At 64.6% G+C, this 20585-nt stretch carries 15 protein-coding genes; 11 read left to right on the top strand and 4 right to left on the bottom strand.

Features of this window, described 5'->3' with window-relative positions; all coding sequences use genetic code 11:
• Positions 1 to 46: 46 nt before the first annotated feature.
• From ACT2BZ_RS22990 to ACT2BZ_RS22955, 8 genes are all read left to right on the top strand, one after another.
• Positions 47 to 874 carry an outer membrane protein assembly factor BamD gene (locus ACT2BZ_RS22990; RefSeq protein ID WP_457938079.1) on the top strand — a complete coding sequence of 276 codons (828 nt, stop codon included), beginning with the start codon at positions 47 to 49 and terminating at the stop codon, positions 872 to 874.
• A 16-nt stretch (positions 875 to 890) separates the two neighbouring features.
• Entirely contained in the window at positions 891 to 2558 is a 1668-nt protein-coding gene (gene recN / locus ACT2BZ_RS22985; RefSeq protein WP_457938077.1) for a DNA repair protein RecN, read from the top strand.
• A 259-nt stretch (positions 2559 to 2817) separates the two neighbouring features.
• Positions 2818 to 3783, top strand: a complete 966-nt coding sequence (locus tag ACT2BZ_RS22980) for a glycosyltransferase (protein WP_457938075.1) — start codon at positions 2818 to 2820, stop codon at positions 3781 to 3783.
• Between the two features lie 49 nt (positions 3784 to 3832).
• On the top strand, positions 3833 to 5116 hold the full coding sequence (locus ACT2BZ_RS22975; protein ID WP_457938073.1) for a hypothetical protein: 1284 nt from the start codon (positions 3833 to 3835) through the stop codon (positions 5114 to 5116).
• A gap of 70 nt (positions 5117 to 5186) precedes the next feature.
• Positions 5187 to 6650: a lipopolysaccharide biosynthesis protein gene (locus tag ACT2BZ_RS22970; RefSeq protein ID WP_457938071.1), complete on the top strand. Its 1464-nt coding sequence runs from the start codon at positions 5187 to 5189 to the stop codon at positions 6648 to 6650.
• A complete protein-coding gene (locus ACT2BZ_RS22965; RefSeq protein ID WP_457938069.1) occupies positions 6647 to 7711 on the top strand; it encodes a polysaccharide pyruvyl transferase family protein in 1065 nt (354 codons plus the stop codon). Before ACT2BZ_RS22970 ends, ACT2BZ_RS22965 begins: the two co-directional genes overlap by 4 nt.
• Positions 7712 to 7732: 21 nt before the next feature.
• Positions 7733 to 8752: a Gfo/Idh/MocA family protein gene (locus tag ACT2BZ_RS22960; RefSeq protein WP_457938067.1), complete on the top strand. Its 1020-nt coding sequence runs from the start codon at positions 7733 to 7735 to the stop codon at positions 8750 to 8752.
• On the top strand, positions 8749 to 9804 hold the full coding sequence (locus ACT2BZ_RS22955) for an NAD-dependent epimerase/dehydratase family protein (RefSeq protein WP_457938065.1): 1056 nt from the start codon (positions 8749 to 8751) through the stop codon (positions 9802 to 9804). The genes ACT2BZ_RS22960 and ACT2BZ_RS22955 overlap by 4 nt, the downstream gene beginning before the upstream one ends.
• A 17-nt stretch (positions 9805 to 9821) precedes the next feature.
• Here the strand turns inward: ACT2BZ_RS22955 and ACT2BZ_RS22950 are convergent, their stop codons facing one another.
• Both ACT2BZ_RS22950 and ACT2BZ_RS22945 read right to left on the bottom strand, forming a co-directional pair.
• Positions 9822 to 10787 carry a glycoside hydrolase family 26 protein gene (locus ACT2BZ_RS22950; RefSeq protein WP_457938063.1) on the bottom strand — a complete coding sequence of 322 codons (966 nt, stop codon included), beginning with the start codon at positions 10785 to 10787 and terminating at the stop codon, positions 9822 to 9824.
• The gene (locus ACT2BZ_RS22945; protein WP_457938061.1) at positions 10784 to 11704 is read right to left on the bottom strand and encodes a glycosyltransferase family 2 protein; all 921 of its coding nucleotides are present in this window, start codon (positions 11702 to 11704) and stop codon (positions 10784 to 10786) included. The genes ACT2BZ_RS22950 and ACT2BZ_RS22945 overlap by 4 nt, the downstream gene beginning before the upstream one ends.
• Before the next feature lie 225 nt (positions 11705 to 11929).
• On the opposite strand from ACT2BZ_RS22945, the gene ACT2BZ_RS22940 reads away from it, so the two are divergent.
• Positions 11930 to 12250: a hypothetical protein gene (locus ACT2BZ_RS22940; RefSeq protein ID WP_457938059.1), complete on the top strand. Its 321-nt coding sequence runs from the start codon at positions 11930 to 11932 to the stop codon at positions 12248 to 12250.
• Between the two features lie 16 nt (positions 12251 to 12266).
• On the opposite strand, the gene ACT2BZ_RS22935 is transcribed toward ACT2BZ_RS22940, so the two are convergent.
• Together ACT2BZ_RS22935 and ACT2BZ_RS22930 are read right to left on the bottom strand one after the other, a co-directional pair.
• On the bottom strand, positions 12267 to 12953 hold the full coding sequence (locus ACT2BZ_RS22935; RefSeq protein WP_457938057.1) for a sugar transferase: 687 nt from the start codon (positions 12951 to 12953) through the stop codon (positions 12267 to 12269).
• 458 nt (positions 12954 to 13411) lie between these two features.
• Positions 13412 to 16378, bottom strand: coding sequence for a family 16 glycosylhydrolase (locus tag ACT2BZ_RS22930; protein ID WP_457938055.1), 2967 nt, complete (start codon positions 16376 to 16378; stop codon positions 13412 to 13414).
• Positions 16379 to 16870: 492 nt separating this feature from the next.
• Here ACT2BZ_RS22930 and ACT2BZ_RS22925 point away from each other — a divergent pair, with 492 nt between their 5' ends.
• Positions 16871 to 18016 (top strand): glycosyltransferase, encoded by a 1146-nt coding sequence (locus ACT2BZ_RS22925; RefSeq protein ID WP_457938053.1) that lies wholly within the window; start codon positions 16871 to 16873, stop codon positions 18014 to 18016.
• A gap of 245 nt (positions 18017 to 18261) precedes the next feature.
• Positions 18262 to 20580, top strand: coding sequence for a polysaccharide biosynthesis tyrosine autokinase (locus ACT2BZ_RS22920; RefSeq protein ID WP_457938051.1), 2319 nt, complete (start codon positions 18262 to 18264; stop codon positions 20578 to 20580).
• Positions 20581 to 20585: the final 5 nt, after the last annotated feature.

The raw sequence follows: 20585 nt of genomic DNA, 5'->3' as shown, positions 1-20585 counted from the left end.
AACCATGAAATTTCCGAGAATGGCTTACGCCGGCCGAGCAGTACGGATGAATCTTGCGGTTGCGCTGATCGCCGTGGCGCCTCTGTCGCTCGCGGGTTGCATGTCGAGCGAACCCGATCTCGATCTGTCGACCTATGTGGACGAGACCGAACCGGCGGACGTTCTCTACAACCAGGGCCTGGCCAACCTCAACGCCGGCAACCTGAAGGAAGCGGGCCGCAAGTTCGCGGCGGTCGACCGCCAGCACCCCTATTCGGAGTTCGCCCGCAAATCGATGGTGATGGGCGCCTTCACCAACTACCGGCAGGGCAATTTCGACGAGGCGATCAACTCCGGCAAGCGCTACGTGGCGCTCTACCCGTCGTCGGAAGATGCAGCCTACGCGCAGTACATCGTCGGTCTCTCCTACTTCAAGCAGATCCGCGACGTGACGCAGGACCAGAAGGAATCGCGCCGCGCCATCGAGGCGATGGAAGAGGTCGAGAACCGCTGGCCGGAATCGGAATATGTCGAGGATGCGCGCACCAAGATCCGCTTTGCGCGCGACCAACTGGCCGGCAAGGAAATGCAGATCGGGCGCTACTATCTCGAGCGCCGAGAATTCATCGCCGCGGCCAAGCGTTTCCGCTACGTGGTCGAGAACTATTCCAACACCCGCCATGTCGAGGAGGCGCTCGCGCGCCTGACCGAGACATATTACGCCATGGGGCTGACCTCGGAGGCCCAGACGGCCGCCGCCGTGCTCGGGCACAATTATCCAGACAGCCAGTGGTACAAGGATTCCTACGCGCTGCTGCAGTCGCGGGGCCTCGAGCCGCGTGAGAATGCCGGCTCGTGGATCTCGCAGGCCGGGAAGCTGTTCGGCGGCGCCTGACCGGTAGCGGGAACGCATGCTCTCCAGACTGTCGATCCGCGATATCGTCCTGATCGAGCGGCTGGACATCGATTTCTCGGCAGGGCTGTCGGTGCTGACCGGTGAGACGGGCGCGGGTAAGTCGATCCTGCTCGACGCGCTGTCGCTGGCGCTGGGCGCACGCGGCGATGCCTCGCTGGTACGCCACGGCGCCGCCCAAGGGCAGGTTACGGCCGTGTTCGACGTGCCGCTGAACCACCCGGCGCGTGCCATCCTCACAGAAAACGCCCTCGACGATGACGGCGACATCATCCTGCGACGCGTGCAAAGCGCCGACGGACGCACCCGCGTCTTCGTCAACGACCAGCCGTCCAGCGTGACGCTGATGCGCGACATCGGCCGAGCGCTGGTGGAAATCCACGGCCAGCACGACGAGCGCGCGCTGGTCGATGCCGCCGCGCACCGGCAGTTGCTCGACGCCTTCGGCGGCCACCTCGGCGAAGTCGCGCGGATGCGCCAGGCGTGGAAGGCATGGCGCGAGGCCGAGCAGGAGCTGGCGCGTCACCGGGCAAGGGTCGAGGCAGCGGCCCGCGAGGCCGACTACCTGCGCGCCGCGGTTGCCGAGCTGTCGCAACTCGACCCGCAGCCCGGCGAGGAGACGGAACTCGCCGAGATCCGCACCGCGATGATGCGCGCCGAGAAGGTGGCGACCGAGATCAAGGATGCGCAGGACGTGCTGTCGGGCCAGAATTCGCCGCTGCCGCAGCTCGCCAGCCTGCTCAGGCGCCTGCAGCGCAAGTCGGCCGAGGCGCCGGGTGTGCTCGACGAGGTGGTGCAGTCGCTCGATGAGGCGCTGCTGTCACTCGATGCGGCGCAGGCCGGTGTCGAGGCGGCGTTGCGCGAGACGGAATACGACCCGCAGCGGCTGGAGAAGGCGGAGGAGCGGCTGTTCGCGCTACGCGCCGCGTCGCGCAAGTTTGCCGTGCAGGTCGACGACCTCGCCAAGGCACGCGACACGATGGCGGCCGACCTCGCGGATCTCGACGCGGGTGCGGAGCGGTTGGCCTCGCTCGAGAAGCAGGCGCTCGACGCGCAAACCGGCTACGACCGGATCGCGGCCGGGCTTTCGGACCTGCGCCATGCGGCGGCGGGCGGCCTCGGCAAGGCTGTCGCGGCAGAACTGCCGGCGCTGAAACTCGAGCGCGCCGAGTTCATCGTCGAGATCGGCACCGATGCGGACGAGCGCAGCGAGGAAGGCATCGACCAGATCGAGTTCTGGGTGCGCACCAACCCCGGCACGCGTCCCGGACCGATGATGAAGGTGGCCTCAGGCGGCGAGCTGTCGCGCTTCCTGCTGGCGCTGAAGGTGGCGCTGGCCGACCGCGGCTCGGCACCGACGCTTGTCTTCGACGAGATCGATACCGGGGTCGGCGGCGCGGTAGCCGACGCCATCGGGCAGCGGCTTTCGCGGCTGTCTTCAGGCGTGCAGGTGCTGTCGGTCACCCATGCGCCGCAGGTGGCGGCGCGGGCGGCGACTCACTTCCTGATCTCCAAGTCCGGCAATGCCGACCGGGTGTCGACCGGCGTGGCCGAAATGGACCGCCCGGCGCGCCAGGAAGAGATCGCGCGCATGCTTGCCGGCGCGACGATCACAGAGGAAGCGAGGGCGGCCGCGGCGCGGCTGCTCAGCGAAAACCCGGCCTAGGCCGGCAAATCAACGAATCATTAACCATGTTTGCCGAGGCGGCCTGCTCGCCGGGCGGCCATGCGTTTTGTGCAGAGTTTCCGGTTGCACTCTCGCCATATTGCAGTGCAATATCGGGATACATGGTGGGGCACTATGGATCTAACCGCGGGCATATAGCCCGGGGCCGACCGTAGGCAGAATCGCACCGGCCAGCTCTTGGCCGGGCTCGTTCTCGCAGAGAATGGTTTTGCCCCGCGGTCCGCCGAAAGAGGTGGATGTGCCACGCTTTACCGCCATTCTTCCGCTTTACAACAAGGCGTCGACGATCAATCGGGCGATCGCCTCCGTGCTGGCGCAGTCGGCCGGCGACGTGGAAGTAATCGTCGTCGATGACGGCAGCACGGATGGCAGCGCCGAGGCCATCGACAAGGTCCACCTCGCCGCGATCAGGCTGGTCAGGCAGGACAATGCCGGCCCGGGCAGGGCGCGCAATGCAGGGGCGGCCCTGGCGACCGGAGAACTGCTGGCCTTTCTCGACTGCGACGACGAATGGACGCCAGGTTTCCTGGAAGCGGCCGATGCGGCCCTGACAGCCAACCCGGATTGCGCGGCCTATGTGGCGGCCTACTCCTCGACGAAGAAGGAGATCCACGAGGATATCGTTCTGAGGATGATCCCGGAGAACGGGCCGCGCACGATCGACAGCTATGCGAGGCCGGTCGACATGAAGGCCTATGTCGACTGTTTCCATTCGAGTTCGACCGTGGTCCGGAGAGAGGTTTTCGAGCGCTATGGCGGCTACTACGACCGGGAGCGCTGCCTGTACGGCGAGGATTCCTATTTCTGGCTGCAGGTCGCTCTCGGCGAACAGGTCTATTTCGACCGTACCGCCCTGACCTACTTTCACGTCGAGGACTCAGCGCTCGGCGTCAGCCAGAAGGGGCGGCATCCGCGCCGTCCCGCCCTGGTCGATCCCGAACCGCTGCGCAAGAGTTGCCCACCGGAACGGCTGGCGAAACTCGAGGCACTGCTTGCCTTTCTGCGCCTGATCGAGACGCAGAACCTGGTGGCGCAGGGCAGGTTCCAGGACATCGGCGGGCTGCGGCGCGCCTTTCCCTGGCCCGCTGGCGCGACGAGCCCGGTCATCGCGTTGCGCGAATTGCGTGTCAGTGCGCTCGGCCTCCTGAATCGCAGCAAGTCGCGGCTTGCCGGCGGCGACGATCCGGCGGTGCAGAACAGGTGAAGCAAACAACGTCGGCACCGGTCGCGGGGGCGAGCGTAGGAACGACGGAATGAGTTCTTCGGCAGAAAGCCTGAACCGATGGTCTTCGACGAACGCGTCTCCTGCAGAGCGCGTCTCGGACATGGATTTCATCGTCAGGCTGTTCACTCTCGAGATGATCCTGGTGGTGGCCACGCAGAAGATCGCAGTGCCGATCGGCAGCGCGGAGACCAGTCAGGTGGCGTTGGCGCTGCTGATCCACGCCGGCGTGATCGGCATCCTCGCGATCAAGGGCCTGCTCAGGGCGAGCGTGCTCTCGCTGATCCTGTTCTGCGGCTTCACCTTTGTCACGGGCTTTGCGGCCGTTGTTCTTGCCAGCGCCACCTACTCGCTGATGTCGCTCCTCCTCCTGATCATCATCTCGACCTTCTACGTGTTCCGGATCGAGCTGGACCGGGAGCACTATTTGAAATGGCTGGCAAACTTTCAGCTCATCGCGGTGGCTGCCGGATCGCTGGTCTTCTTCAACTGGGCGACCCAATTGGTGGGTCTGGGGATCGTCGACCTCAACTCGCTCATCCCGAAGCGGCTGCTCTATCTTCACTATAACTACATCCAGCCGATCCACTGGGGTTCGCCCTGGATGAAGCCGAACGCCGTCTTCTTCCTCGAGACGTCGCATATCTCCCAGTTCATCGCGATGGCGATCGTCATCGAGCTGACCTGCTTTTTCCGTCTCAGGTACCTCGCCTTTTTCGGCGCGGCGCTGCTTTGCACCTTCGGCGGCACCGGCATGCTGACGCTGGCGCTCTCCATTCCCTTCGTGCTCGGCCGCATCCCGAAAGGCATCATCGTCGCCGGCATCGTGGCCTTGCCGATCGCCTATGGCGGGGCGAAAGCGATTGGCCTTACCCAGAACATCGAGGGCCGCGTCTCCGAGTTCGGGACGCGCGGCTCCAGCGGCGAAATGCGGTTCTCGCGTCCCGCCGAGGCGGTGGTCGATGCGCTGTTCGGCGAGGAGACCGACCTCTTCATAGGCAAGGGTGCGGGCGCCATGCCGAAGGGGCAGTCGCAACTGGGCGCGAACTTCGCGTGGGCACCCTATTCGAAGGTCTTCGTCGAGTACGGCATCGTGGCATTCGCCTGCTGGGCCCTGCTGATCATCACGGCGATGTTCGGACACGGCGTGCCATTCGCCGTCTCGTGGGTCGTGTTCCTGCAGTACCAGTTCATGAACGGCTCGCTCAACGTGCCACTGCATACGATCTACGCGGTGCTGCTTGCAGCCGGCGTGGTGATGGTCAAATCGCGCGCCCCGGCGCCGGTGTCGGCCGGCCCGGGGTCGGCCGCATGACCCGAGGCGGTCCAATCACACACGCCGGGTCGCCGGCCATCAGCCGCGCCGGTATGGGACGCAGCTCGCCATGGCGCTGAAACGCCAGGTCTTCATCGGCTCGGCCTGGAGCCTGGTCGGAACCGCCGGTCAGCAGACCGTCGGGTTCATCCTCTTCGTCATGCTCACGCGCATTCTGTCCCCGGCAGATTTCGGCGTCATGGCAATTGCAATGATCGTTATCGACATCCTGGCGCTGATCGGCTGCCTCGGCCAGGTGCAGGCGCTGGTGCAGCGCGAGGAACTCGACGACGCGGCCGCCAGCACCAGCTTCTGGATGCTGCAGGGTTTCGGCTTGGCAATGACAGCTGCGGTCTATCTCTCGGCGCCACTCGTGGCCGACTTTTTTTCGACGCCAACGCTGGTGCCGGTGCTGCGACTCCTGGCACCCATTTGCCTGCTGCAGACACTGAGCGCCGTGCCCGAGGCCTGGTTGCGACGGTCATTCGGCTTCAAGTGGCTGGCGGCGCGCACCGTGGCAGCGTCAACGCTCGGTGGCGTCGTCTCGGTCGGCATGGCCCTCTACGGCTTCGGCATCTACGCTATGGTCGCGCAGCGGCTCGTCGTCGCCCTCGTGCTCCTGACAATGGTATGGTGGAATTCGCCCTGGCGGCCGAAGTGGCGCTGGTCGACCCCCGATGCGGTTTCGCTCGCGAGAGTAGGCCTCGACCTCAGCATGGTCGGCTTCCTGCAGATGGCGAATGTGCGCGTCATCGACGTTGCGATCGGCTACCTGTTCGGCCCCCAGGTTCTCGGCCAGTTGCGCATCGCGTGGAGGCTGTTCGATTTCATCATGGCGGTCGCTGTCCAACCGATCGTCAATGTGTCGCTGAGCGCGTTGAGCCGGCTTCAGAACAACCCCGCGGCGCTGTCTAGCGCGACGATCCGCCTGATGAGCGTCTCGGGTACCGCGCTTTATCCCATCTTCTTCGGCATCGCGGTCGTGGCCCCGGATGTCGTGCCGATACTGTTCGGAGACAAATGGGACGATGCCATCCTGTTCATTCAGATACTCTCGCCGATCTCGGTCGCGGCGACGGTCAACTATTTCCTGGCTTCGTCCCTCACGGCTGCCGGTCGCACACGCTGGATACTCTGGCAGGCGCTGGCGCAGGTCGTCCTGGCTGTGCTTCTCACCGTCGCGGCGGCTCCCTTTGGCGTGGTCCCTGCGCTGATCGCCAACGTCGTTCGCGCCAGCATGATTGCCGTCGTGAACGTATGGCTCCTGAAGCTCGCGATCGGAACCGCGCCGATCGCGGTGGGGCGCGCCCTGATGCCGCCGCTGATTTCTGCCCTCATCATGACCGCCGTCCTCGCCGCAGCGCGTCCGCTCCTTGTCGAGCTGACCGATGTCGCGCTGCTGCGTGCAATGGCGACCGCGGCGATCGGCGCGGCGCTTTACGGCTTGCTCCTGTGGTTCTGCTTCCCGTCCTGGCGGCGAAACATGCACATGGAGATCAAGCCCCTCCTAGCCGGGAAGAGAGTATCGGGATGAAGCTTCATTATTTCCACTCGCCGCACGGAAACTTCGGCGACGATCTCAACGGTTGGCTCTGGCCGAAGCTGCTGCCTGGATTGTGGGACGAGGGCGAGGACGACATCACCTTCGTCGGCGTCGGCACGATCCTGAACAGGCTGATTCCGCCTTCCCGGGTCAAGATCGTGTTCGGTTCCGGCGTTGGCTACTCGCCGCTTCCACAAGGTCTCGACGACGGATCCTGGCATTTTCTCGCCGTGCGCGGACCGCTCTCGGCGCGCGCCGCAGGCCTGCCGCCGGAGAAGGTCATCACCGACGGGGCCATATTGCTGGCCGAGATCGACGGCTTGACCAAGCCGTTGGATCAACGCACGGGCGGCGTCGTGTTCATCCCGCATGTCTCATCGACCGAGACCGGTGCATGGGAGGCGATCTGCGAGCGGCTCGGCATCACCTACATCGACCCTCGCTGGGATTTTCACGATGTTTTCCGCCTGATCGGCAACGCCCGGCTGGCGCTGACCGAGGCGATGCACGGGGCCATTGTCGCCGACACGTTGCGTGTCCCCTTCGTGCCGCTCGTGTCGTCGCGCGAAATCAGTTCGTTCAAGTGGATGGACTGGGCGCTGTCGATGGACATTCCCTATCGGCCGATCCGTCTGCCGCACAGTTCGCTGCTCGATTCCGCACGCGACCGGATGGTCGCATCAATGGGGCACGGACATCTGCATCCGGCGGTGTTCGATGAGGCGCCAGACGCGGCAGAGACGTTGGCGGACGAAATGCTGCATCAGCTTGCCAGGAGTGCCGAGCATGAGAACTCGGCCCTCGGACAATTTGTCAGCCGGAACAGCAAGCGGGCCTGGCGCCGGCTGGTGAAGCCTGCCGCGTCGAAGGCGTCCGGCGGCCTCCTGAGGTCGCTCGATCGACGCCTTCTGGACACGTGCACCGAGGCTGTTCGCAATGCGATGCAGGCCCCGAGCTTTCTCAGCGACGATCGCGTCTTTGCCGACCGGCGTGGCCGGATGGTCGAGAAACTGGCTGCGGTGCGGCAACTGGCCGGGCGGGTCGATGCATAGGCTGGCGGAGGGAATGCTGGCGTGACGCTGCTCGATAACCTCAACCTCGCTGTGATCGGCTGCGGCGCCATCGCCGATTCCTACTATTTTCCCGTCCTTGGAAAGGACGCGGCGACCCGCGACAAGGTCTGGCTGGTCGAACCGTCGCAACAGAGACGTGAGAAGGCGGCCGAGGATTTCGGCTTCCGGCGCGACCAGCTGGTCGGCGACATTGCCGAGCTGCCGGAGAGCGTAAGTGCCGCCGTCAACGCGACGCCCAGCCACCTGCATGTCGCGACGACCCTGCCGCTGATCGAGCGCGGCGTCAGCGTGATCGTTGAGAAGCCGCTTGCCGAGACAGCCGAGGACGCCAGGCAACTGGTGGCGGCAGCGGCGGGCCGCTGCGTGCTGACGGCCAACCACTATCGGCGCTTCTGCCCGTCCTATGCACTGGCGCGCGAGATGATCCGCCGCGGCGATCTCGGCGAGATCACGCGTATAAGGTGGGCGGAGGGCCAGAAATTCGAGTGGCCGACGGCATCGGGCTTCTATTTCAGGCGGCCGTGGAAGGGCGGCCGGCCGCGTGGCGTGCTGCTCGACATCGGCGTGCATGTGCTCGACATGGTTTCATGGTGGCTCGATTCGGCGCCCGAGGTGCTGTCGGCGACGATGGACGGGTTCGGCGGGCCGGAATGCTTCACCCGCGCGGAGCTGGCGTTCGGGGATACAAAACTCGACCTCGAGGTCAGCTTTCACTCCAAGCTCGCCAACGGTTTCCTGGTCGAGGGAACGCGGGGCGCTCTGCGTGGGTCGGTGACCGATTTCACCGGTATCGAGACGCGCCAGGGAACCGCCGCGTGGCAGGCGAAACGCGGACCGGGCAAGGCCGGCTGGACCGACTTTGCCGAAACGCTGCTTGCGAACTTTGCCGCCGCGGTCGAAGGGCGCGAGGAACTGCTGATCGAGCCTGAAAGCGTGGTGACACCGCTCGCCGGCATCGATGCGCTCTATGCGGCGGCCGAAAGCCAGTTGCCGAGCTACTACCGGGAGTGGGCGTCATGACGAAGCCCGTGGTGCTGATCACCGGAGCCGGGGGCTTCATCGGCGGCTGGGTAGCAGAAGCGCTTCATCTTGCGGGCTGGGACGTCAGGGCCGGCATCAGCCGCTGGACGAGTGCCGCGCGCATTGCGCGGTTTCCGCTGCAGATCGTCCCGTGCAACGTGATGGAGAAGGACTCGCTCGACGTGGCGCTGAAGGGAGTCGAGGTGGTCGTTCATTGCGCGCGCGGGCCGGAGGAAGACGACGCGGTGACCAAGGCCGGTACGCGGCTGCTGATCGAGCGGGCGAAACTTGCCGGCGTTGCAAAGCTGATCTTCACCAGTTCGGTCGCCGTCTATGGCGAGGCAACGGGTCTGATCGGGGAGGACACGCCTGCGGTCGGCCCGGTCAGCATCTACGGCCAGAGCAAGCGCAGCGCCGAGGCGCTTTGCGAGGAACTGGCGACCGACAATTTTCCGATCGTCGGCATCCGCCCGACGCTCGTCTACGGACCATTCTCGCAGCAATGGAGCCAACCTTTCATCGCCCGTTTCGCCTCGGGCCGCTGGGCGGCACTCGGAGCCAGGGGCGAGGGACTATGCAATCTCGTCTATGTCGGCGACCTCGTGCGGATGATCCGCCACATGATCGAGACCGACACGGGACGCTTCGCGCTGTTCAACGGCAACGGGCCGGAAGTGCCGACGTGGAACTCCTATCTCGAACGCTTCAACGCGGCGCTCGGCTTTCCGCCGCTGGCGCCGCCGGACCGCTCGCTCGGCCTGAAGGTGGCGGTGCGACGGCCGGTGAGGAAACTCGGAAAGTACCTGCTGGCGCATCACCGCGGGTTGCTGGTGGCGGCCGCGGCCAGGAGCGCCGGGCTGAAATCGGCGATGAAGAAGGCCGAGGAGGATCTTCGCCTGCGGCCGAACGACGACGAGATGGCGCGCTTTGCGACTGACGTCACCTACTCAATGGAGCGTGCCGCGCTGGCCGGCTTCGTTCCCTCCACCAGCGTTGACGACGGCATCGCGATGACCGCCGAATGGGCGCGCGACATAGGGCTGGTGCGCTGAAGAAATGCGGCTGCCGTTCAGTTGCCTGAATGAACGGCAGCCGCCCCGAACCGCCGCTGAAACATTTCAGCGGCGGCCGGGAACTGGAAATCTGACATGCGGGCGTTGTAGTCCGAGGCGCGGACGTCCCAGTAGCTCTGGTAGAGGGGCTTCGCCTCCTCGAACCAGTCGGCCATGCCGGCGATGAAGACCGGATCGTCGCCGACGCCGTGGCCACCCGGCTTGTCGCCGACACCCCACTCCGGATAGGAGGTCGGCTTGCCGCGCTCACGCGCGAAGTCGCGATGCCACTTCAGGCCGAAGGGCTGCTCGAGGTAGTTGCGAAAGCGTTCAGCCGGATCTGCGTCGGGGTCGTTCCACTCCTCGGCATAGACGTCCATGCCGATGACATCGACAACGTCGTCGCCCGGATAGGCTTCGGTCGGGTCCATGGCGTGGCGGCCATGGTTGGGGCACCATTCGAACAGGAAAGCCTGGCCGGGGACGCTGCGCATCGTCTCGACGATACGGCGGAAGTAGAGCTTGTAGGCTTCAGGATCCTTTGAAGCAGCCCAGGGGACCCAGTCTCCGTTGAACTCCCACCCAATGCGCACGATGGCGTCCTGCTGGCCGTACCTGACCAGGGCCCTGGCGGTATCGAGAAAGACCTGGTCGTAGGCGCCGTCCGCGCCCTCGCGCAGCGTCGAGCCGCCGCCGCGCGGCAGCATCGGTACCGAGAGCGTCAGTGCTATGCCGGAACCGCTCCAGCACTTGACGATCCAGGGGATCGAGCGGCGCATCTCGCGCCAGCTTTCGGCATTCAGCGCGTCGACGGTGCGCTCGGCCTTGCGCCCGATGAAGGTCTCGAACTCGGCCATAGCCTTGCGGCCGTCGCAGCCCGGCCCGCGATAGGCGCCGATCTCGGTCGCGCCGGCCATGCCGGTGAGGCAAAGCGCGGCGGCGAGCACGGCGACGGGCAGGGTAGCGACTGCGGACAACCTCATTTCCAGACCGCTCCCCCGCAGCTTTCGATATAGCTGATGGCCGGCCGGCCGATCGGCTTGCGGCGACCGGGATGCTCGCGCGCCCATTTCAGGAAATTGCCGAAGGAGCGGAAGACGTTCACGTTGCCGCGGTTGAGGTAGAAAACGTAGGCCGAGAACAGCACGAAGTTCAGCGGCAGATAGATGGCCGGCAGGTATTTGAACGAGATGATGAGCTTGTTGGTCAGCCGCATCTCTTCGACTTCCTTTTTCGGCTTGCGGCCGGCCGGGTCGTTGTGCTCGACCACCCAGCAGCCGGGCTCGTAGTAGATTTCGTAGCCGGCATCGACGATGCGGTAGGCGTAGTCGATCTCCTCCAGCCCGTAGAAAAAATCCTCCGACATCGGGCCGACCGCCTCCCAGGCGGCGCGGCGCAGGGCGAAGCCGTTGCCTTGGAAGCGGAAGGTCTTGAACGGCTTGTCCTTGGGCAGCGACTTGTCGGTATGCGGGAAGGAGGCGCGAGGCGTGTCGCCGCTGTCGTGGTCGATGTGGCGGGCCGTGACGATGGCGACGTTCGGGTTGGCGGCGAAGGCGGCCTCGTAGCGGTCAAGGACGCCCTCGGGGTTGAGGAAGGCGTCGTCGTCGACGAACAGGATATAGTCGCCGCGCGCCGCGTTGGCGCCGTCATTGCGCGCCGAGACGCCCTTGTTGAAGCCGAGCTTGACGTATTGCCAGCGGGAAAAGGGTTTCAGGAAACCCGACCGGTCGGTTTCGTCCGGGTTGTTGTCGACCAGCACGAACTCGACGTCGTCGCGCCCTGCGACGCGTGCCGCCTGGGCGATCGTCTGCGGCACGAGATGATCGCGCGCGAAGGTGACCATGACGATGGAAAAGAGGGGCTTTGCGAAACCCTCTTCTGGCGCGGTTCGTATCTGCATCGGGAGCAGGGTTCCCTGTGTTGCGTTCGGCGCCGACGAGTGGAGGCGCGGTGCGATTTCGGGCGGGTTCAGCGACGTGTCTGGCGAAGCTGTTCCCTTCAAACGGGTGGCTTTTTCCTTGTGCGACTGTTAGTTAATTGGCCGATCTCGCTGTAGTTCGCAGTAATTCTTCAAGGGGAGTTAACCGCGGTTCTGTAGCTTACGGTTTGGGCGGAAGGGGCACCAATGACCGGGATTGTGATTCTGTTGTACCTCGTGATCGGGGTGGGCTGCGGCCTTATCCGGCTGTCGGCGGTTGCCGTTGGCATCCTGGCGCTGCTGCCGGCGGCAATCGGCCTGTACGTCGCGAGCTCCAACGGCGCGCTGCAGATGCTGATCGCCGGACTGGCGCCGCTTGTTGTCATCGAGGCTGCGTATTTCGTCACGCTGCTTGCCGTTTCCCGGATCTGGCCGGGCAGGGCGGCGCGCGACAAGGCAGACGCAGGCGAGGCGAAATCAGGCACGGTACCGTTCTCCAGAAAGCCGCAGATCCGCGAAGAGCCATGAGCCCCGACGGGGGGTTTCAATAGCTTCCCTTGCGAGCGAAGACGACCACCGCCGTCTTGGCGATGATGTTGATGTCGCGCAGGATCGACCAGTTCTTGACATAGTCGACGTCGAGCGAGACCCGCTCGTCGTAGCTGCAGTCGCTGCGGCCGGTTACCTGCCAGAGACCGGTGATTCCAGGCTTGGTCGCCGCGTAGGCGGGGAAGTGGCTGCCGTAGCGGGTGACTTCGGCCGAGACGATCGGGCGCGGCCCGACGATGCTCATGTCGCCCTTGACGACGTTCCACAGCTGCGGCAGCTCGTCGAGACTGGTTTCGCGCAGGACCTTGCCTAGGCGCGTGACGCGCGGATCGTTCTTCAGCTTCTGCGACTGTGCCCACTCGTCCGCCGCGCGGGGGTCGCGCTCCAGCAGATCGCGCAACGCGCCGTCGGCGTTGACCACCATCGAGCGGAATTTGAGGCATTTGAAGCGCCGGCCATTATAGCCGATGCGCTCATGCCCGAAGATCGCAGGGCCAGGATCGGTGATGCGGATGGCGATGATGACGAACAGCATCAGCGGCCACAGGACGGCGAGCCCGGTGAGCGCCACGAGGACGTCGAGTGCCCGTTTGAGTGAACCGCCGGTGGAATATTTGGTGGGGCCCACATCGGCAATATCGACTGCCGGGGCGCCCTTCAGGGAGTTCTCGACATGCAGCAACAGACGTCTCCATCAACACGAGATGATTTCGAACCGCCCCAAGCGCGACCCCCAAGTCCGCTAACACTAAATTTAAACCATTGATCGTATCGATGATCAAGTCCCTATTTTCATTCGAGTGAGCTTGATTTCATCCCGTAATTCGGAAGCGGATTTCGTTCTCCGACTTAATATACCTCAATTTAGACTTAAATGGTGCGGTGCAGCAGTAAGCAAGAATTTGGCGAACTCGGAAAGTAAACGATAAATGCGACTATATAATCCTAAGTTTCGTGAAAGATTTTGTCATAATTATTTAGTTTGAATACCGTTCCGCATTGCAGCGAAACTCTTTCCGACGGCTGCCGGGCTTGCCCGCAGACCGATTGATTGCCGGATGTTGTTGGCGCGCCGACGTGGCGGAGCGGAGATCGCGTGTGCATGGCCATCATTCCCATTCAGGCACTCGCCCCCAGCCCTCAGGCGAGTACGTAATCGTCCGGCGACAGCGCGGTAACGCCGGCAAGGTGAAGCGACACGTCGCCGCCTTCATGGTGGATCGTCCAGTCCTCGCCCGCTTGGGTGAGATAGGCGTTTTCGCCGAAGCCGACGAATCGCAGAAGATCGCGCTCGGCGAGCCCGGCGGCGGTGCCGGTAAAGTCGGCGACCGTGTCGTTGCCGCCGCCGGCTTCGAAGACAAAGACGTCATCGCCATCGCCGCCGAACAGCCAGTCGTTGCCGCCCTTGCCATTCAGCGTATCGGCGCCGGCCGAGCCGACGATCCGGTTGGCGAGCGCATTGCCGAGGCCCGATGCGCCGGGCGTCAGCAGCGTCAGGTTTTCGACGTTATCGGGCAGGGCGAAGGATATGTAGGATTCGACCGTGTCGATGCCTTCGCGCACGCGCTCGACGACCACCTGCTCGTCATTGTCGACCAGATAGGTGTCATCGCCGACGACGCCTGAAAAGCTGTCGGCCTCGCCCTTGCCCTCGAAGCGCTCATTGGAGGCGCTGCCGGACATGCTGTCTGCATCGGCCGTACCGATATTGGCGCGAATCCACGCCTGGCTTTCGGGCGGGATCGACGGCAGGTCGAAGTTTTTCTCTGCAAAGGCGTCGATGCCGGCGTTGCGAAAAACCAGGGTTTCGAAGCTTGAGAGCTGAAGCCAGGTGTCGTTGCCGACCTCGGTCATGGCAGCGACCACGTCGTCGAAGGTCGAGAAGCCGTGGTCGTCAAGGCGCACAATGTCGTCGGCGGAGAAGTCGGCGATGATGTCGGAGCCGTCGCCTCGCGCGAAGACAAAGGTGTCGCGCCCGCCGCCGCCGTAGAGAATGTCGCCGGCAAGGCCGCCTCTGATGACATTGTCACCGGCATTGCCGCTGACAATGTTCGCAAGCCCGTTGCCGGTCGCGCTGGCATTGCCGGCAGCGGCGGTCAGGTAGAGGTTCTCGACATTGTCGGGCAGCGCGTAGGCCGTGGAGGCGCGCACCTCGTCGATGCCGCCGTCGAGCGATTCGACGATCGTCGCTGCCGGGTCGGCGACGCGGTAGGAATCGTCGCCGGCGAGACCGCGCAGGGTGGCGGCGTGCTGGCCGGCCTCGAGCCTGTCATTGCCGGTGCTGCCGATCAGCGTCTGACCATCGGCTGACGCCTGGAAGGACTTCGCGGCACTACCGGTGGTGCGCAGCGTGTAGCCAGAGAGCGTGTACTCGGCCAGCTGGTAGGCGGCGATGCTGTCGATGCCGAAGCCGGCGCTGAACGAAGGGTCGGCGTCGCCCGGCCAGTCGCCGCCGACGGCGAGATTGGCGATCATGTACATGGGCGCGTTGAGGTCGGCAGGCGTCGCCACCGACAGGGTCTCGACCCCATCGACATAGAAGGTGATCTCGTAGGGTGTCCATTTCATGCCGAAGGCGTGCGGGCCATTCGAGGTGTTGACCTGCGCCCAGCCGCCGACGGTGCCGGTCGGGTCAATGACGGCCGAATGGACCTGGTCAGGCTGGTCGCCGAAGGCTTCCAGCACGTCGAGCTCGGGCGGCCAGCTGTTGTCGACCGGCAGCAGCCAGAAGGCAGGCCAGGCGCCGGCGCCTTGCGGCAGCTCGGCGACGATCTCGAAATAGCCGTAGGTCTGCCAGAAGGAAGACTGGCTGGAGATCATGCCGGAACTGAAGGCGAAGTCCCCGGTGGCGTCGCCCGGCGCGTCGATCGGGCTCGCCGTGATGACGAGCTTGCCGTCTTCCAGCGAGAAGGGGTTGAGGCCGAGCGGAGCGTCCGCCTCGACGCCGGTGAGGCCCGTGAAGTCGCGATCGACATAGATCTGCTGCTCGCCGTTCTCGGAGAGCGTGAAGGCGCCGTCGCCCCACCATTCGAAGCGCGTCCGCCATGTGCCGGCGCCATCTGCGTAGCGATCAAAGCTGTCGAACCCGTCGAAGAAGGTGCGGGTCATCGCCTCGTGGTCGGGCGCAAGCGAGAAGTCGTCTGCGGTAAAGGAGCTGGCCTTGGTGTTGTGGAAGGTAAGCGTCTCACCGTCGCCGAGGTCGAGGATGGCCTCGCTGCCGACCTGGTGCAGCGCCGCCGAGATCGCCGCGAAATCGCGGAAGCCGAAGCCCGACAGCGCGACCGTGTCGCCGCCGGCAGCCTGGAAGTCCATGATGACGTCGGAGCCTTCGCCGGCGCGCACGACGAAGATGTCGCCGCCACCGCCACCGGCCAGCGAATCGTCGCCCGCGCCGCCGTCGATGAAATTGGCCGCGCCATTGCCCCTCAGGAAATTGTCGAGCGCGTTGCCGCGCGCCGAGGAGGACGCGTCGCCGAGCAGGAAGAGGTTCTCGACTTCCGGCGCCGTGGCCAGCGAGTAGCCGTGTACGCCGTATGTCTTGACCGTATCGACGCCGGCGCCGGCCGCTTCCTCGACGATATTGGTGTGGTCCCAGACGAAATAGGTGTCGTCGCCGGCGCCGCCAGACAGCGTGATATGCTCGGCGCTCGCCGTAAGCTGGTCGTTGCCGGAGGTGCCGGAAAGCGACGTGCGCGGCTGGTCTGCCGACAACCAGGTGGTCGGCGAGCCTGACCAGGCGAGCCGCCAGTCGACAACCACGTTGGCCGGGGTGAGGTCTCCCAGACTGACATTGCGCAGGAGAAGCGTCGCGCCGTCTGACAGGCTAATGCGGACATCGGCGCCGACCTGGACGGAGGCGGCGCGGACGGCCCAGAAATCGGCGAAGCCCAGGTTCTGGAGACGCAGGGCGTCGCCGCCCGGGCCAGCCTGAAAGTCGGAGATGACGTCGTCGCCGTTGTTCTTGCTGATGACGAAGGTGTCGGCACCGGCGCCGCCCGTCAGCGTGTCGTCGCCCTTGCCGCCGACGATGAAGTCGACGCCGTCGCTGCCGGCGAGAGATTCGGCAGCGCCGGTTCCGATGACAAATCGAGGGGAAAGTGCTGGCATGTGGCGGTATTCCCTTGTCGAGGACGGCGACGCTCGAGACGCGCGCATTGTCCGTTCGGCGGTTCGCTCATGCCCTCAGGCACGCGGCTCGGGCATGAAGGAAAGGCCACCGGGTGAGGTTCCTCGGCGGTCCAAGAAAACATAGCGAAGAGGCAGCGTCACCAGTGTGGCGATACTTGGGTTTTTTCGTGCGATCGATGGTTAATGACTTCACCAATTCTTTCCGCGCATTGTCGGAATTTGACGTAAGGCGGACAGGAAAGACCCGTCCGTGGAGAGCGCATTGCAGATGGGGCGTTGACAATTGACCGGTTTCGCGGCGCATTAGCGGGCGAGCCAGCCGCCGGCACGCCCGGTGAGGCACCCGGCGTTACGCCGGCAGGAAAAGTGGGGTCGGCAACACAGACAGGGAAGGCAAGAAGGCAAGTGGCGCCCGCATCGCGGGTTGGGGACGATCAGTCAGTTACTCTCGTTTAAGGCGCCCATACCGCCATGCTTGTCATTTGGACCATCCTGTTCCTGTTCTTCCTGTTGCTGAGCGTTCACCCGTTCGTCACCTACCCGCTATCGCTGCTGCCGTTCAGGCGGCGCAGGCCGAAAACGGCCATGCCCGAAACACTGCCTACCTTCGCGATCTGCGTCTGCGCCTACAACGAGGAAGCGACGATCGCCGAAAAGGCGCGCAACATGATCGCGGTTGCAGACACCACGCATGACTGCGAGCTCTTCGTCTATGTCGACGGCGCTTCCGACCGGACGGCTGAGCGGTTGGCACCGTTCAGCGACCGCATCACGGTGGTGGTCTCCGACGTCCGGCGCGGCAAGTCGCACGGCATGAATGTTCTGGTGGAGCGCTGCCGGGCCGAGATCATCGTCTTCACCGACGCCAATGTCGAACTTGACGGCAACGTGCTGTGGGAGCTTGCGCCATCTTTCGCAGACCCCGAGGTCGGCTGCGTTTGCGGGCATCTCATCTATTCGAACCCCGACGAGAGCGCGATGAGCAGTTCGGGATCGCTCTACTGGCGGATCGAAGAGGCCATCAAGCAGATCGAAAGCGACGCCTACAGCGTCATCGGCGCGGACGGATCGCTCTTCGCTATCCGTCGCTCGGCGCACCACCCGGTACCGGATGACATCATCGACGACTTCTACGTGTCGATGAAGATCGTCATCGATGGCCTGCGGGTAGCGCGCGCGCCGGACGCTCTGGCCTTCGAGAGGTCGGCGACAAGCACCGCAGACGAGTTCCGGCGCAAGATCCGAATCGCCTGCCAGGCCTTCAACGTGCACCGGCTGATCTGGCCCGAAATCTGGCGCCGGCCGGCGCTCGCCTACTGCTACGTGTCGCACCGGCTGCTGAAATGGCTGATCGGCTACAACCTGCTGCTGTCGGGCCTGTTCCTGTTGCTGTCGCTGCTAACAGCCTTTCCGCCTGTGCCGGTGTTTTCGGCCATCATCATCGTGGCGCTGGCCTTTGCCGCGTTGCTGGCGCTGAAGGTGCGGATGGCGCAACAAGTCCTCGCCATGCTGATGTCGTTTGCAGGCACGTCCTGGGGGGTGTGGCGCTCTGTACAGGGTGAGAAATTCCAGACCTGGACGCCGACGCCGAGCGCGCGGGCGACAGGGCACAGGTGAAGAAGCTTGCGCTTTCCGCGGCACCGGGCAACGCCGGGGAAAGCGCAAAATCGACCGCAGGCTATTGTACTCTCTTGCACTGCAGCAAATCTCTGCTAACGTCTCTGCAAGCGGGCAAACATCCATTGATTGTAGTTTAATCAATTAATATCAATGGCTTGCATTTCATATGGGGCGTGGGGAAACAGTCGATCACCGGTTTTTCCGGTGGAGATTGTGCAGTGCAACCGAAAGGTGCGACCCATATGCTTGTGCAGCTCCAGAAGAACTTTTCCGCCGACGCCAGGGAACCGCGCGCCGCCGAAGAATCGGGCCTGCTCAGCCTTGTCGGTATCCTCGCCATATTGCGCCGCCGCGCGCTGCTGATCGCCTGCTCGATCGTGGCCATGCTGTTCGTCGGGGTCTTCTACCTGGCGACCACCAAGCCGATGTTCGGTTCGACCGCGCTGGTCTATCTCGACATCCAGAACGCCCAGGTGATCGAGGGCAATGGCTCGGCCAGCGGCATGAAGGCTGGTCTGGACGACGTCGACGTCAACAGCCAGCTGCAGATCATCCGCTCGGAGAAGATCGCCACGTCGGTAATCGAAAAGCTCGGCATTCAGGACGCCGAGGAATTCCGCAGGCCGCAGAACCTGATCGTCAACCATGCGAAGAACGGCGCACGCATCCTCAAGTCGCTGCTGAGCTTCGGCGGCGGCGAGCCTGCGATACCGGAGACAGGCGTGCCGCGCGGGGTGATCGACCAGTTTGCCAAGCGGCTCTATGTCGAACGCGTCGATGAGACCTTCGTCATTGCAATCGGCTATGTTTCGGAAGACGCGCAGCGCGCAGCCGACGTCGCCAACGCCGTCGCGGAGGCCTATCTCGAGGAGAAGCTCGACGCACGCTTCGAATCGGTGCGCCGCGCCTCGCTGTGGCTGCAGGGGCGGCTTGCCGAGCTCAGCCAGAAGGCCGTGGCCTCGGACCAGCTGGTGCAGGACTACAAGCGCGAGCACGGCATCATCGACACGAATTCGGGCAACGGGCAGCTCCTGTCGGATGCCCAGCTCAGCGACCTGTCGGCGCGGCTGGTGGAGGCACGCAAGGACAGCGCACAGAAAAGTGCGCGCTACGAGCAGATCGCCCGCATGATCGCAACCGGCGATCCCGACGCCTCGGTTGTCGATTCGCTGGCAAGCCCGGTGATCAGCGACCTGCGCCGGCAATATTCGCGCCTCTCGCAGCAGGAAGCCGACGTCGCGCGCCGCTACGGCGCCGAGCACGAGGCGGCAGCCAAGGCCAGGCGCCAGATGGCGGACATCAACGGACTGATCCTCGGCGAACTCGGCCGCATCGAACAGGTCTACAAAAGCGACATGGAAGTCGCGCGCAGCCAGGAGCAGGAGCTGGCGCGCACGCTGGAGGGTTATTCGTCGCGCTCGGAGGAAGTCGCCCAGGCGGGTGTCAGGCTGCGAGAACTCGAGCGAGACGCGCAGGCCAACCAGAATCTCTATGAGAGCTTCCTCGACCGTTACAAGTCGGCACTGCAGCAGCAATCCTTCCCGATCACTGATGCCAGGGTGCTGACAGCGGCGTCGCCGGCGCGCGGCAAGTCGTCGCCCAAGACGACGATCACGCTGATCCTCTCGGGTATCGCCGGCGTGGCGCTCGGGCTGCTCCTGGCGCTCGGCCGGGAACTCAGCGACAACACGTTCCGCTCGCCCAACCAGGTCGAGCGGGTGCTCGGGGTTACCTGCCTCGGCATCCTGCCGAAACTGGCGCGCGGGCAAATGCGCCGAGCGGTGCGGCAGCCGGCCCAGCGCGCCGACGGACAGGCGGGGCCGCGCATGCTGTCGCGCGACCTCGGTGTCTTCCAGCATGTCGTCAAGGCGCCGCTGTCGCGCTATGCCGAGACGCTGCGCGCGGTCAAGCTGGCGGCCGACTTCGCGGTGGAAGACGGCGGTGTGCGCACGCTTGGCGTCGTCTCGTCGATGCCAGGCGAGGGCAAGTCCACGACGGCGATGAACATTGCCGAACTGATGGCCTCGAATGGCAGTTCCGTGTTGGTGATCGACGCCGACCTGCGCAGCCCGACGCTGACGCGCGAAATCGCGCCGCAGGCGACGGCCGGCCTCTACGAATTCCTGGTCAGCCAGGTGCCGGTCGACGAGCTGATCTATTCGGACGCAAGCAAGCGGCTCAAGTTCCTGCCGGCTGCGGCCAAGGGCGGCGCCGGGCAGAAGGCCGATCTCATCGGCTCGGCCCGGATGGCGCAGCTGCTGCAGGCGGCGCGCCAGACCTACGACTACGTCATCATCGATCTGCCGCCGCTCGCCCCTGTGATCGACGCCAAGGCGGTTGCCGGCTCGATCGACGGCTTCGTATTCGTCGTCGAATGGGGCAAGACCGCCATCGCCACCGTGACGGACGCGCTGCACAATGCGCCGCTGGTCAACCAGAAGATCCTGGGCTGCGTGCTGAACAAGACCGACGAACACGGATTGCGGCTCTACACGTCGACCATCGGCAGCAGCGAATACTACTCGAGCGAGAAGTTCGGCGCCTATGTATCGCAGGGCTGAGCGGG

This window comes from Mesorhizobium sp. 10J20-29 (assembly GCF_054130485.1).
This window is presented reverse-complemented; position numbering and strand designations above follow the sequence as displayed.

What these genes read in the sequence shown, in the direction of transcription:
- ACT2BZ_RS22945 (WP_457938061.1), bottom strand. Translation starts at nt 11,704, where the DNA reads ATGCAGATACGAACCGCGCCAGAAGAGGGTTTCGCAAAGCCCCTCTTT.
- ACT2BZ_RS22970 (WP_457938071.1), top strand. Translation starts at nt 5,187, where the DNA reads ATGGCGCTGAAACGCCAGGTCTTCATCGGCTCGGCCTGGAGCCTGGTC.
- recN (WP_457938077.1), top strand. Translation starts at nt 891, where the DNA reads ATGCTCTCCAGACTGTCGATCCGCGATATCGTCCTGATCGAGCGGCTG.
- ACT2BZ_RS22975 (WP_457938073.1), top strand. Translation starts at nt 3,833, where the DNA reads ATGAGTTCTTCGGCAGAAAGCCTGAACCGATGGTCTTCGACGAACGCG.
- ACT2BZ_RS22955 (WP_457938065.1), top strand. Translation starts at nt 8,749, where the DNA reads ATGACGAAGCCCGTGGTGCTGATCACCGGAGCCGGGGGCTTCATCGGC.
- ACT2BZ_RS22925 (WP_457938053.1), top strand. Translation starts at nt 16,871, where the DNA reads ATGCTTGTCATTTGGACCATCCTGTTCCTGTTCTTCCTGTTGCTGAGC.
- ACT2BZ_RS22965 (WP_457938069.1), top strand. Translation starts at nt 6,647, where the DNA reads ATGAAGCTTCATTATTTCCACTCGCCGCACGGAAACTTCGGCGACGAT.
- ACT2BZ_RS22990 (WP_457938079.1), top strand. Translation starts at nt 47, where the DNA reads ATGAATCTTGCGGTTGCGCTGATCGCCGTGGCGCCTCTGTCGCTCGCG.
- ACT2BZ_RS22930 (WP_457938055.1), bottom strand. Translation starts at nt 16,378, where the DNA reads ATGCCAGCACTTTCCCCTCGATTTGTCATCGGAACCGGCGCTGCCGAA.
- ACT2BZ_RS22950 (WP_457938063.1), bottom strand. Translation starts at nt 10,787, where the DNA reads ATGAGGTTGTCCGCAGTCGCTACCCTGCCCGTCGCCGTGCTCGCCGCC.
- ACT2BZ_RS22920 (WP_457938051.1), top strand. Translation starts at nt 18,262, where the DNA reads ATGCTTGTGCAGCTCCAGAAGAACTTTTCCGCCGACGCCAGGGAACCG.
- ACT2BZ_RS22940 (WP_457938059.1), top strand. Translation starts at nt 11,930, where the DNA reads ATGACCGGGATTGTGATTCTGTTGTACCTCGTGATCGGGGTGGGCTGC.